This is a genomic window from Pseudonocardia sp. DSM 110487 (assembly GCF_019468565.1).
GTDB lineage: Bacteria > Actinomycetota > Actinomycetes > Mycobacteriales > Pseudonocardiaceae > Pseudonocardia.
Genome location: NZ_CP080521.1, coordinates 9916300 through 9928892, shown reverse-complemented (window position 1 = coordinate 9928892; position 12593 = coordinate 9916300). Strand labels below are relative to the sequence as shown.

The following is a 12593-nucleotide window of genomic DNA, read 5'->3' as shown; positions in this document are numbered from 1 at the left end:
ACCGCGGTTTGTTACTCGGATGCTTCGATCATGTTTCCGCAGCGGCCCCCGTGACGCAGTGCATCAACCCGCACCCGGCGGCCGTCACCCGATCGTGAGATGGTGCCGTGATGAGCGAGCCATCTCAGTGGGGCCCGCCTGCGGCTCCCCGACCGACTGCTCCTTACCCGACCGCTCCCCACCCGGCAGGCCGCCGACCCGCGGTTCCGCCCCCGGCGGCGCAGGACAGGACGGCATTCCTCCCCACAGCGCCGATCCCGACCGTGCGGGCGGAGATCCCCCGAAGCCCAGCGCCGCGCTCCCGCCCCGCCGACGACGACTACGACGACGACTACTCGTCCGGGCGCCCGCGCAGGCGCGGCCAGGTCTTCTCCGGCCTCGTGCTGCTGCTGGCGCTGGCCGTGTCGGCGGCGACCTACTACCTGACCTACCAGACGCTCGCGTCGATCCGCATCACCTCCGGCGACGCGCTCGGTGGTGCCGGCGGCCAGGTGATGAGCCTCGGCACGGTCCTGTTCGGCGCCCTCGTGGTGTTCGTGCTCGCCGTGATCGCGCTCGCGATCGCCCGGCCGAAGGCGCTTGCCGGGCTCGGGCTCGCCGCGTCGCTGCTGCTGCCGGTGGCCGCGCTCGTGATGGGTGTCTGGTACGGCGGCTCGGTACTGCGGCAGAACGTCGAGAGCGACATCGCGCAGGCGGGCCCCGAGGTCGCGGCGCAGGGCGCTGCCGCGGTCGCCGACGCCGTGGTCAAGGAGTTGGAGAACCGTGGGCTCGACGCCGGGCCGGTGCGCGACCTGATCAGGTCGGCCGTGGGGTCGTGAGTGGATACGCGTGCTCCAGCGCGCCTATCCGCTCACGAGCTGTCAAATCGCCATCGCCGACCGCACGTCGGTGACCGAGTCGGTGCCGCCACGCCCGTCCGCCGTCACCCGGCCCGAGGCGAGCACGTAGTAGTGGTGCGCGGCGTCCAGGGCGAAGCCGACGTGCTGCTCGACCAGCAGCACCGACAGCCCGCCGCGGCGGGTGAGCCCGAGGATGGCCTCCTCGATCTCCGCGACCACCGATGGCTGGATGCCCTCGGTCGGCTCGTCGAGGATGAGCATCCTGGGCTGCGTGATCAGCGCGCGGGCGATCGCGAGCTGCTGGCGCTGGCCGCCTGACAGCAGCCCGGCTCGACGGCCGAGCAGGTCCTTCAGCGCGGGGAACAGGTCGAGCGCCTCGTCGATCAGGGCCTTGCCGCCCTGCTTCGTGTCGGCGACGACCTGCAGGTTCTCCAGCGTCGTCAGCTGCCCGAACGACTGTTGCCCCTGCGGCACGTACGCGAGGCCGCGGCGCACGCGCTGGTGGGGCTGGGTGCCGGTGACGTCCTCGCCGTCCAGCGTGATCCGGCCCGACCGCGTCGGAAGCAGCCCGACCGCCGCGCGCAGCAGGGTGGTTTTTCCGGCGCCGTTGTGGCCCATCACGGCGACCACCTCGTCGGCGGGTACCTCGATCGTGACGCCGTGGATCACCGAGGTGCGGCCGTAGCCGACCTCGACATCGGTCATGGTGAGCATCAGGAAACCTCCCCGAGGACGGTCTCGACCTCGGCCTGCGAGTGGTGGCCGGGCCCGAGGTAGACCTCCTGCACGCGCGGGTCGGCTTGCACATCGCGCACGCTGCCCTCGGCGAGCACCTTGCCGGCGTGCAGCACGGTCACCGAGTTCGCGAACGAGCGCATGAAGTCCATGTCGTGCTCCACGACCACGACCGTGCGGTCGGCCCCGATGCGCTGCAGCAGCTTCCCCGTCTCGTCCTTCTCCTCCGCGCTCATGCCCGCGACGGGCTCGTCGAGCATCAGCAGCCGGGCGTTCTGGACGAGCAGCATGCCGATCTCGAGCCACTGCTTCTGGCCGTGCGCCAGCACCCCGGCGGGGGCGTCGACCAGCTCCGTGAGACCGACCGTGTCGAGGGCCTGCTCGACCTCCTCGGGGATGCCCTTCCTGCGCCGCACGAGCGTGAGCGGGCCGCGGCGGTGGCCCGCGGCGATGTCGAGGTTCTGCAGCACCGTGAGCTCCTCGAACACGGTGGCGGTCTGGAACGTCCGCCCCACGCCCAGCCGCGCGATCCGGTGCACCTTGCGGCCCGTCAGCTCGTGCCCGCCGTAGCGGACCGAGCCCGTGGCCGGCACGAGCCCGGACACGGCGTCGATCAGCGTGGTCTTGCCTGCGCCGTTGGGCCCGATGAGGAAGCGCAGGTCGCCGGGCAGCACCGAGAGGTCGACCCCGTCGACGGCCACGAACCCGTCGAAGCTGACGGTGAGACCCGTGACCTCGAGATAGTCCTGCTGCATCAGTTCCCTCCCGACGGGGCAGGCACCGGCTGCGCCGACGGCGCGGGCGCAGCAGTGCGCGTCCGCCGCCACGCCAGCGACGCGAGGCCACCCGGCAGGAAGGCGATCACCAGCATGAACAGCAGGCCCTGGGCATAGGTCCAGCCCGACGGGAACTGCTCGGACAGGGTGCTGCCCGCCCAGGTCACTGCGATCGCGCCCAGCGCCGGCCCGAAGAGCGTGGTGCGCCCGCCGATCGCGACGCCGATGAGCATCCCGATCGACGGCACGATGCCGACGTCGTTCGGCGAGACGATGCCGACGATCGGAACGAACAGCGCCCCCGCGATCCCGGCCATGAACGCCGCGATCACGAACGCGACGGTCTTGACGTTGGCCGGGTCGTAGCCGAGGAAGCGCACCCGCTCCTCCGCGTCGCGGCAGGCCACGAGCAGCTCGCCGTAGCGGCTCACCATGAGCTGGCGGACCAGGGCGAGCATGACCAGCAGCACGCCCGCCGCCGTGAAGAACAGCACGAGCCGGTTGGCCGGGTCAGAGAGCGCGAAGCCGAAGAAGCCGCGGAAGCCGGACAGGCCGGTTGAGCCGCCGGTGCCGGTCGGGTTGCCGACCAGCAGGATCGCGAACGCCGCGGCGAGCGCCTGGGACAGGATCGCGAAGTACGCCCCCCGGACCCTGCGCCGGAACGTCGCGAGCCCGAGTACGGCGGCCACGGCGGCGGGCAGCAGCAGGATCGCGAGCAGCGTGATGATCTCGGAGCGGAACGGCTCCCACCACCACGGAACGCCGTCCGACGAGATCAGCGCCATGAAGTCGGGCGTGCCGCCAGGGCCCGCGTCGGCGAGCTTCAGGTGCATCGCCATCAGGTAGGCGCCCATCCCGAAGAACACGCCCTGGCCGAGGGCCAGCATCCCGCCCCGGCCCCACGCCAGCCCGATCCCGACCGCGACGATCGCGAAACAGAGGTAGCGCCCGAGCTGGTCGAGCCGGAACGGGCTGAGTGCCAGCGGGGCCACGGCGAAGAGCAGCACGGCCGCCACGGCGAACGCGGCGGGGACGGCCCAGCGGCGGCTCATGCCAGGCTCCTCGTGCGCACCGTGAAGATCCCCTGTGGCCGTACCTGCAAGAACGCGACGATCAGGGCGAACACCAGCACCTTCGCGATTGACGCCGTCGTGGAGTACTCGATCCAGCTCTGCGCCACGCCGAGCAGGAACGCGGCGATCACCGCGCCCCTGATCTGGCCGATCCCGCCGACGACCACCACGAGGAACGCGTCGACGATGTAGGACGTGCCGAGGTTGGGCGAGATCGAGCCCATCAGCGTGAGCGCCACGCCCGCGACGCCCGCCAGCCCGGACCCGATGAAGAAGGTCAGGCGGTCGGTGGCGCGGGTGGAGATCCCCGAGGTCTCGGCGAGTGGCCGGTTCTGCACGGTGGCCCGGATCCGCCGCCCGAGCGCGGTGTAGCGCAGCGCCGCGGCGAGCACGACGAACGCCGCCACCGCGAGCAGCAGGATGAACAGCCGCGTGCGCGGGAAGGCGAACCCGAGCACCTCGACCGGGCCGGACAGCCAGCCCGGCGCCGGCACGTCGACCCCTGCGGTGCCGAAGACGTCCCGGGCGAGCTGCTGCAGCACCAGCGAGACGCCCCACGTGACGAGCAGGGTGTCCAGCGGGCGGTGGTACATCCGGCGCAGCAGCGTGGCCTCGAGCACCACCCCGAGCACGCCGCCGACCGCGAACGCGATCGGCAGCGACACCAGCAGCGACAACCCGGCCGAGCCCAGCACGTTCTGCGTGACGTAGGCGGTGTAGGCGCCAGCCATGATGAACTCGCCGTGCGCCATGTTGATCACGCCCATCTGACCGAACGTCAGGGCGAGGCCGAGCGCCGCGAGCAGCAGGATCGAGCCGCCGGACAGGCCGTTGAAGACCTGCGTGACGAGGGCTTCCACGTCAGCCGGCCAGCCCGCCGGCCCACGGGTACGTCTTGAGGTACGGGTCGGGCTCGATCGGCGCGCCCGACGACCACTCGGTGTGGATGAGGCCGTCGGCGCCGATCTTGCCGATCAGGGCGGTCTTGGCGATGTGGTGGTTCTCGCCGTTGACGGTGACCGTGCCCTCCGGGGCGTCGTAGCTGACCCCGCCCGCCGCCGCCTGCACCGCGGCGACGTCGAACGAGCCGGCCTTCTCGACCATGCCCTTCCAGAGGAACAGCGACGTGTACGCCGCCTCCATCGGGTCGGACGTCACGCGGGTGGCGCCGTACTTCGCCTTGAACGCCTCGACGAACTGCTGGTTCGTGGGCGTGTCGATCGTCTGGTAGTAGTTCCAGGCCACCGGCTGGCCGATGATGTTGTCGACGCCGATGCCGCCGACCTCCTCCTCGGCGATCGACACGCTGATCACCGGCATGGCGGCGGGCGTCAGGCCGAGGTTCTTGTACTCCTTGAAGAACGCGACGTTCGAGTCGCCGTTGAGGGTGTTGAACACCGCGCCCGCGCCAGCGTCACGGACCTTGGCGACGATCGTGGCGAAGTCGGTGTGTCCGAGCGGGGCGTACTCCTCGCCCTTGATCTCGATGCCGTTCGCGGCCGCGTACGCCTTGATGATCTTGTTGGCGGTCTGCGGGAAGACGTAGTCACTGCCCACGAGGAACAGGCTCGTGACGCCCTGCTCCTTCAGGTAGTCCAGCGCCGGGATGATCTGCTGGTTCGTGGTGGCGCCGGTGTAGAAGATGTTCTTCGACGACTCGAGGCCCTCGTACTGCACCGGGTAGAAGAGCAGCGAGTTGTTGCTCTCGAACACCGGCAGCATCGCCTTGCGCGACGAGGACGTCCAGCCGCCGAACACGGCGGATACGCAGTCGCTGCGGATCAGCTTCTGCGCCTTCTCGGCGAAGATCGTGGGCTCGGAAGCGCCGTCCTCCGCCACGATGCTCAGCTGCTTGCCCAGCACCCCGCCCGCGGCGTTGATCTGCTCCGCGGCGAGGGAGAGCGAGTCGAACACCGTGTTCTCGCTGATCGCCATCGTGCCGGAGCGCGAGTTCAGGAACCCGACCTTGATCTCGCTACCCGACGTGTCGACACAGGACGGTGCGGCGGTCGCGGCACCGGATCCGGCGGCGTCGACGCGCGCGCCGCAGGCGGACAGCATCAGGCCGGCTGTCAGCAGGGCCGCGGCCCTGATGGCTCGGCGAGATCGAGAGGTGGTCACAGGCGAACCTTTCCGAGGACGACGGGCCGCCGTGCTCCGGCCCTCGGCCGAACGTAGGAACGCCATGTTTCGCGCGTGATCTGATCAGGTGAACACGGTGTGTCCTGGCCTCACGCGCTGTGACGCTGATCGCCCGTTCAGGCGCGCACGAGCAGCCAGTCGGCCGTGTGCCGATACCAGGTCCTTCGCGGAACCGGACGCGGGTGCGGTACGCCGTCGGCCAACACGATCGCGGGCTCGCAGCCCACCTGCACCGCCCGCCCCACCGCGGAACCGGTGCCCTTCGGAGCACGGACCGGGACCGGCCGCATGCGCCCGTCCGGCGCCCGGCCACCCCACCCCGCCCGCACGGCGACGCCGTCCGGGCCCGGGACGACGACGAGCCTGCGCGCGTGCCCGCGCAGCACAAGGGTCTCGTCGCAGTAGCACTCGCCACGGACGTCGCGGATCTCCCCGCGGCCCACGAGCACGCCGCCGGTGTCGTCGCGCACGAGCGGCACTCCGGACGCGGTTCCCGCGACGGCCAGTGCCGCCGCCGCGGCCCCGGTGGGCAGGCCCCACGCCGCGGTCGCGGGCGAGCGCTTCCCCGGGAGGTACGCGACCTCGACGTCGAGGCGCTCGGTGCGCAGCAGCCGCAGCAGCACGGCGGCGAGGTCGGCGTCGGTGCCGGCGACCACCACCCGGCGGGGAGCGAGCTCGGCGAGTACGGGGTCGAGGTCGGTGCGCCCGGGACGAGCGGGCAGGTCCACAGAGTGGGCCACGACCCTCAGTGCAGCGAGCGGGCCACCATGGCGACTACCGTGCACGGGGAGCCGCCGGGCCTGCCCCTGATCGGAGCAGGTCAGCAGCACCACGTCCGAATCGATCGGGCTCACTGATCGGTTACCCTTCCCCGCCGCGGTTGAGGTGCGGCCAGGACTGGAGTTTCACATGCCGGCGATCGTGCTGATCGGTGCCCAATGGGGCGACGAGGGCAAGGGCAAGGCCACCGACATTCTCGGCAGCCAGGTCCAGTGGGTGGTTCGTTACCAGGGCGGCAACAACGCCGGCCACACAGTGGTGTTGCCGAACGGCCAGGACTTCGCGCTCCACCTCATCCCGTCGGGGATCCTCACGCCAGGCGTCAAGAACGTGATCGGCAACGGCGTGGTGGTGGACCCCGGCGTGCTGCTCGACGAGCTCGCCGGCCTCGAGGCGCGGGGCGTGGACACGAGCAACCTGATGATCAGCGCGGACGCGCATTTGATCATGCCGTACCACGTGGCGATCGACAAGGTCACCGAGCGGTTCCTGGGCAAGGCCAAGATCGGCACCACCGGTCGGGGGATCGGCCCCGCCTACCAGGACAAGGTCGCCCGCGTCGGGGTCCGCGTGGCCGACGTGCTCGACGAGAAGATCCTGCACCAGAAGGTCGAGGCCGCCCTCGACTACAAGAACCAGGTGCTCGTCAAGGTCTACAACCGGCGGGCGCTCTCCGTCGACGAGGTCGTCGACTCCGTGCTGGCGCACGGGCGGCGGTTCGCCGACCGGATCGCCGACACCCGGCTCCTGCTCAACAAGGCCCTCGAAGCGGGCGAGACGATCCTCCTGGAAGGCTCCCAGGGCACCCTGCTCGACGTCGACCACGGCACCTACCCGTTCGTCACCAGCTCGAACCCGACGGCGGGCGGCGCGGCGGTCGGTTCCGGCATCGGGCCCAGCCGGATCACGCGGGTGATCGGGATCCTCAAGGCCTACACCACCCGCGTCGGCTCGGGCCCGTTCCCCACCGAGCTGCTCGACGCCATGGGCGAGCACCTGCGCAAGGCCGGCGGAGAGGTGGGCGTCACCACCGGGCGCCCGCGCCGCTGCGGCTGGTTCGACGCGGTGATCGGCCGCTACGCCGTGCGCGTCAACGGCATCACCGACTTCTTCCTCACCAAGCTCGACGTGCTGTCCGGCCTGGAGACGGTGCCGATCTGCGTCGGCTACGAGGTCGACGGGCGCCGGGTCGACGACATGCCGATGACCCAGACCGACGTGCACCACGCGCAGCCGGTCTACGAGGAGCTACCCGGCTGGTTCGAGGACCTCTCGGCCTGCCACACCTTCGACGACCTCCCGGCGAACGCGCGCGCGTACGTCGAGCGCATCGAGGAGCTGACCGGAGCGCCCGTCAGCGCGATCGGCGTCGGGCCCGGCCGCGAACAGACGATCACGCGCGACGTCTGAGCGCCCCGTTGCGGGCGCGCGTTCGGCGGTGCGTGCCAGGTCGCGGTGAAAATCCCGGTCCCGCGTTCCCCTGTGCCACGATCCGTGATCAGGACGGAGCGGGGGGTCACGTGACGCGGCACGAGGGATCGATGATCCGACGGAGGGTGCTGGCCCGGCAGCTGAAGCTGCTGCGCGAGCAGTCCGGCCTCACCCTGGAGCAGGCGGCGCCGAAGCTGGACTTCTCGGTGAGCAAGCTCAGCCGGATCGAGAACGCACAGGTCATCATCGACGTGCACTGGGTGAAGAGCATGCTCGACGTCTATGACGTGGGCGGGCTCCGGTGGCACGAGTTGATCGAGCTGGCTCGGGAGGCTCAGCAGCCAGGATGGTGGCGGGCCTACGGCCTCGGCAATAACAGCTATATCGCCTTCGAGACCGAGGCGCGCCGAGTCCAGGTCTTCACCCTGGGCTACGTACCTGGCCTGTTGCAGACAGCGGACTATGCCCGCGCCCTGATGCGCGCGGTACCGGTCCGGCGCACGGACGAGGAGCTGGACAACGAGGTCGCAGCCCGGATGTATCGCCAACGGCGGCTGAGCGCTGCCGAGAACCCGCTGGAGCTCGTGACGGTGGTCGACGAGTCGGCCCTGTACCGACCGGTGGGCGGCCCGGCGGTCCTGCGGCAGCAACTCGAGCAGATCGCCGTGCTCGACGAGCTGGACACGGTGACGCTGAGGGTTCTGCCCAGCGCGGTCGGCGCCCACGCAGGCCTGGCCTCCAGCTTCACGATCCTCAGCTTCGGTGAGTTGGGTGAGCCGGACATGGCTCACGTCGAGCACACCATCGGCGCTCTGATACTCGACAAGGTGGCGGAGGTCGCTCGGGCTAAGGTGGCATTCGAGCGCGTGTTGTCCAATGCGCTCGATCCGGCCGAGTCGATGGCGCTGATCCATCGGCTGGCCGGAGGGTGAGCCCGTCCGAAGGAGAAGGCCGTGCGCGACGACGAGCTCCGCTGGTTCACGAGCAGCTTCAGCGGTGGCAACGGCGAGAACTGCGTCGAGGTGGCGTTCCGGCCCGGTGCGGTCGCGGTGCGCGACACCAAGGACCGCGCCTTGCCCCCGCACCGCTACGCGGCTGCCGACTGGACGGCCTTCCTCGCAGGCGTGCGAGCGGGCGAGTTCGAGTAGGCGGCCTGCTCACACACGGACTTCCGCGTTCGCACACCAACTGCACTTGCTGTGCGAACGCGAATCTTGGTGTGTGAGCGGGCTGCGCGGTCGAGCTCCGGGCGGGCGAGAATGACCAAACTCGCCACTCATACACCAACATTGGCGCTCACGCAGTAACTGCGGTTCGTGTGCCAGCACCGAAGTTGGTGTGTGTCGGCGCGGCCGCTACCGCATACCCCTCGCCCGGCCCCCTCAGGCCGCGCAGTTGCCCGTGTCGACCTCGCGCCGCAGGTTGCCTGCCGCCTGCACCGCGCCGTTCACCTGCTCGACGGTGAGGACGAAGCCGGTCTCCTGGTCGTCGAGCGCGGCGCCGAACACGACCCCGATCACTCGGCCGTCCGGTGCGATCATGGGGCCGCCGGAGTTGCCAGAGCGGACCACGGCCCGCACCGTGTACACCTCGCGGGTGACCTCGCCGTCGTCGTAGATGTCGGGACCCTTGAGCCGGATCAGCGACCGGACCTTTGCGGCCGTGGCCGTGTACGGGCCGTCGAGCGGGTAGCCGACGATGATCGCGTCGTCGCCCGCGGCGGCGGGCTGACCGTCGAACTCGAGCGGGTCGGCGTTGAGGTCGGGCACGCGGAGCACGGCGACGTCCACGGCGGGGTCGTAGAGCACCACCTCGGCGTCGAGCTCCTGCACGCGGCCGCGGCGGCCGATCACCTCGACGCCGGTCTCGGCCGTGCCCGCGACGACGTGCGCGTTGGTCATCACCAGCTCAGGCGCGATCACGAACCCGGTGCCCTCGAGCTGCCGGGCGCACGACGGGGCGCGGCCGCGGACCTTGAGGACGCTGCTCGCGACATCGGCGACGATCGGGCTCTGCGCGAGCGCGGGGTCGGGGGCGCCGACCTCGGTGATCGGGGTCTCGGCGAACGGGCTCAGCACGTCCGGGAAGCCGGAGTTGTTGAGCAGCTGCCGCAGCTCCTCGGGGAGCGCCTTGGCCGCCTCGGGCATCACGTTGTCGACCGCGCGCAGGACCTCGGAGCCTCGGACGCCCGCGGCGAGGCCGGGGAAGCTGGCCGATGCGAGCGGGAGCGCGACGAGCCACGCCGCCACCACGACCGTGATGGCCTGCAGCACCGAGCCGAGCGTGGAGTCGACCTGCAGCGACCGTTGCCCGGTGATGCGGTCGCGGATGCGCCTGCCGAAGAAGACGCCGGTGGTCTCGCCGAGCGCCACCAGCAGCACCACGACGACGATGCTGACGATCACGCGCGTGGTGGGTGCCTCGACGCCTGCGGCCAGCAGCGGCGCCAGCCGAACGCCGAGCACCGCGCCGGTGAGAACGCCCACGAACGACAGCAGCGCCACGGCCATGCCGTGGCGCCAGCCCGAGACGGCGGCGATCAGGGCGAGCAGGACGACGACGAGATCAACCCAGCTCACGTCGCCCCTGCCCCCACCCTCACGATCCCGCGACCTCCTGCTGGCCGGCCCTGGCCGCCGACCACGCTGCGTCGAGGTCCATCACCCGAGTGGTGTCCCACGGACGCGCCCATCCGCCCCTATCCAACAGCGCGGACAATAGGCCCCCGGTGAAACCCCACACGAGCAACCCCGCCGTGACGAAGGCCGGACCGGTGAACCCGGACGGGTGACGAACCAGGATGCGGTGCTCCGGATCGGCGAGCGCGGCGATCGGCACCCGCACGACGCTGGCCGTTTCACGCGGATCGACCGCGTGCACTGCCACCGGCCGCACCCAGTGGGCGAGCACGGGCGTGACGATGAACCCGGAGGGCGGCACGAACAGGTCGGGGAGCAGCGCGAGCGGCAGCACCCCTTCCGGCTCGACACCCGCCTCCTCCTCCGCCTCCCGCAGGGCCGTGGCCACGACGTCGACGTCGGTGTCGTCGGCGCCCCCACCCGGGAATGCGACCTGCCCGGCGTGCTCGCGCAGCGTGCTGGCGCGCTCGACGAGCAGTACGTCGGGGCCGTGGTCGGCGTCGTCGCCGAAGAGCACCAGCACGGAAGCGCGGCGCCCGTCGGCAGGCGGCGGCAGGCGGTGGCGCACCAGCTCGGCGGCGTCGACCCCGCGGACGCCGGACAGCAGCGGCCGCAGCCACTCCGGGGCCCGCTCCGGCCGCAGGGATGCGCTCACGACAGCCGCTCCACGGCGGCGGCGACGTCGTCGGCCGTGCGGAACGGGATGGGTGGATCGACGCGGGTGACCGTTCCGTCGGCGCGCACGACGTACGACGCGGGCAACGCGGGGGGCACGTCGAGCGCGGCCCGCAGGGCGCCGTCGGTGTCGATGACGGACGGCAGCTCGACGCCGAGCTCGCCGAGCAGCGAGAGCGCGGCACGCGGGTCGTCGCGGGTGTCGATCGTCAGCACCGGGACCGCTCCCGGCCGCGCCGCGTACTCGGCGAGCGCCGGCAGCTCCTCGCGGCAGGGCACGCACCACGACGCCCACACGTTGATCAGTGCCGGACGGCCCGCGAGCGCGGCTCCGACATCGACGGAGCCCGGGGCGCCGAGGCACGGGGCCGTGACTCCCGCGAGCGGACCTGCCGGCGCCGCGCCGGTGGGGGCGGGGCACGGAATGGCTCCCGCCGCCGCCCGGGCCGCGGCGAGGTCGGCGTCGGAGACCTGCACCTGTTCCATGGTCCCAGTAGCCCGCGTGGCAGGGTCGCGATCTCGCGGCCACAGCGCGAATACCGCCACCGCCGCGAGCAGCGCGACCAGCACGGTGGCGATGATCTCCGAGCGGCGCACCCGGAGCTCGTGGGTCACGGTGCGTCGGCGTCCTCGCCGCCTGCGGCGGGAGGTGCGTCGTCGTCGGGGATGCCGACCATGGCGAGCAGGTGGGTGCGTGAGGGGCCCTTCACGAGGGCGGCGGCCTGCACGGGATCCATGGGGCCTGCGCCGAACGTGGGGCAGTCGGCGGAGAGCGTGCACGCGCCGCACGCCGGCTTGCGGGCATGGCACACGCGCCTGCCATGGAAGATCACGTAGTGGGACACCATCGTCCAGTCGCGCTTGGGCACCATCGCGCCGATCGCGTGCTCGACCTTGACCGGGTCGTCTTCCTGGGTCCAGCCCCAGCGCCGCACCAGGCGACCGAAGTGGGTGTCGACCGTGATGCCGGGGATGCCGTACGCGTTGCCGAGGATCACGTTGGCGGTCTTGCGGCCGATCCCAGGGAGTGCGACGAGCTCCTCGAGCGTGTGCGGGAGTACGCCGTCGTGCTTCTCGACGACGGCACTGCCCATCCCGATCAGCGAGTTGGCCTTGTTCCGGAAGAAGCCGGTGCTGTGGATCATCTCCTCCAGCTCGGCGCGGTCGGCCTGCGCGTAGTCGAGCGCGGTGGGGTAGCGCCGGAAGAGCGCCGGTGTGACGGAGTTGACCAACTTGTCGGTGGACTGCGCCGACAGGATCGTGGCCACGGCGAGCTCGAGCGGTGTGGTGAAGTCGAGCTCGCAGTGGGCGTCGGGGTGGGTGGCGGCCAGCGTGCGCAGCATGCGCCCGACGCGCCGGGAGCGGCCGAGCGCCGGTTCGCCCGCGGCGACCCGCTTGGCGAGCCGGGCCGCGCTGCGTGCCGTCGCGGACGCTGTGGGCGTGCTCCGAGAGGCGATGGTCACGGAAAAGAGCGTACGGAAGGCCTCCGACAGTCGGTGATGC

General features: G+C 71.3%; 14 protein-coding genes. 4 read left to right on the top strand and 10 right to left on the bottom strand.

What is annotated here, in order from left to right; genetic code table 11:
* Nucleotides 1-110 precede the first annotated feature (110 nt).
* Nucleotides 111-818, top strand: coding sequence for a hypothetical protein (locus tag K1T35_RS46385; protein ID WP_220257980.1), 708 nt, complete (start codon nt 111-113; stop codon nt 816-818).
* A 42-nt stretch (nt 819-860) separates the two neighbouring features.
* On the opposite strand, the gene urtE is transcribed toward K1T35_RS46385, so the two are convergent.
* The 6 genes from urtE to K1T35_RS46355 form a co-directional block, all read right to left on the bottom strand.
* Complete coding sequence (gene urtE, locus K1T35_RS46380; RefSeq protein WP_220257979.1) at nt 861-1553, bottom strand: urea ABC transporter ATP-binding subunit UrtE; 693 nt, start codon at nt 1551-1553, stop codon at nt 861-863.
* On the bottom strand, nt 1553-2329 hold the full coding sequence (gene urtD, locus K1T35_RS46375; RefSeq protein WP_220257978.1) for an urea ABC transporter ATP-binding protein UrtD: 777 nt from the start codon (nt 2327-2329) through the stop codon (nt 1553-1555). The genes urtE and urtD overlap by 1 nt, the downstream gene beginning before the upstream one ends.
* The gene (urtC, locus tag K1T35_RS46370) at nt 2329-3402 is read right to left on the bottom strand and encodes an urea ABC transporter permease subunit UrtC (RefSeq protein ID WP_220257977.1); all 1074 of its coding nucleotides are present in this window, start codon (nt 3400-3402) and stop codon (nt 2329-2331) included. The genes urtD and urtC overlap by 1 nt, the downstream gene beginning before the upstream one ends.
* A complete protein-coding gene (gene urtB, locus K1T35_RS46365) occupies nt 3399-4283 on the bottom strand; it encodes an urea ABC transporter permease subunit UrtB (RefSeq protein WP_220257976.1) in 885 nt (294 codons plus the stop codon). Before urtB ends, urtC begins: the two co-directional genes overlap by 4 nt.
* Before the next feature lies 1 nt (nt 4284).
* Nucleotides 4285-5544, bottom strand: a complete 1260-nt coding sequence (gene urtA / locus K1T35_RS46360; RefSeq protein WP_255621390.1) for an urea ABC transporter substrate-binding protein — start codon at nt 5542-5544, stop codon at nt 4285-4287.
* Nucleotides 5545-5681: 137 nt separating this feature from the next.
* Complete coding sequence (locus K1T35_RS46355; protein WP_255621389.1) at nt 5682-6305, bottom strand: hypothetical protein; 624 nt, start codon at nt 6303-6305, stop codon at nt 5682-5684.
* A gap of 169 nt (nt 6306-6474) precedes the next feature.
* Between K1T35_RS46355 and K1T35_RS46350 the strand changes: the two genes are divergently transcribed.
* From K1T35_RS46350 to K1T35_RS46340, 3 genes are all read left to right on the top strand, one after another.
* A complete protein-coding gene (locus K1T35_RS46350) occupies nt 6475-7755 on the top strand; it encodes an adenylosuccinate synthase (RefSeq protein ID WP_220257974.1) in 1281 nt (426 codons plus the stop codon).
* 110 nt (nt 7756-7865) lie between these two features.
* Nucleotides 7866-8708, top strand: coding sequence for a helix-turn-helix transcriptional regulator (locus tag K1T35_RS46345; protein ID WP_220257973.1), 843 nt, complete (start codon nt 7866-7868; stop codon nt 8706-8708).
* A gap of 21 nt (nt 8709-8729) precedes the next feature.
* Nucleotides 8730-8924, top strand: coding sequence for a DUF397 domain-containing protein (locus K1T35_RS46340; protein ID WP_220257972.1), 195 nt, complete (start codon nt 8730-8732; stop codon nt 8922-8924).
* A 234-nt stretch (nt 8925-9158) separates the two neighbouring features.
* Here the strand turns inward: K1T35_RS46340 and K1T35_RS46335 are convergent, their stop codons facing one another.
* From K1T35_RS46335 to nth, 4 genes are read right to left on the bottom strand one after another with little or no spacing between them, the layout of a single operon-like run.
* A complete protein-coding gene (locus K1T35_RS46335) occupies nt 9159-10355 on the bottom strand; it encodes a MarP family serine protease (protein ID WP_220257971.1) in 1197 nt (398 codons plus the stop codon).
* 19 nt (nt 10356-10374) lie between these two features.
* On the bottom strand, nt 10375-11070 hold the full coding sequence (locus K1T35_RS46330; RefSeq protein WP_220257970.1) for a CoA pyrophosphatase: 696 nt from the start codon (nt 11068-11070) through the stop codon (nt 10375-10377).
* Entirely contained in the window at nt 11067-11705 is a 639-nt protein-coding gene (locus K1T35_RS46325; RefSeq protein WP_255621388.1) for a TlpA disulfide reductase family protein, read from the bottom strand. The genes K1T35_RS46330 and K1T35_RS46325 overlap by 4 nt, the downstream gene beginning before the upstream one ends.
* Nucleotides 11702-12547: an endonuclease III gene (gene nth / locus K1T35_RS46320; RefSeq protein WP_370645546.1), complete on the bottom strand. Its 846-nt coding sequence runs from the start codon at nt 12545-12547 to the stop codon at nt 11702-11704. The genes K1T35_RS46325 and nth overlap by 4 nt, the downstream gene beginning before the upstream one ends.
* Between the last annotated feature and the right edge of the window lie 46 nt (nt 12548-12593).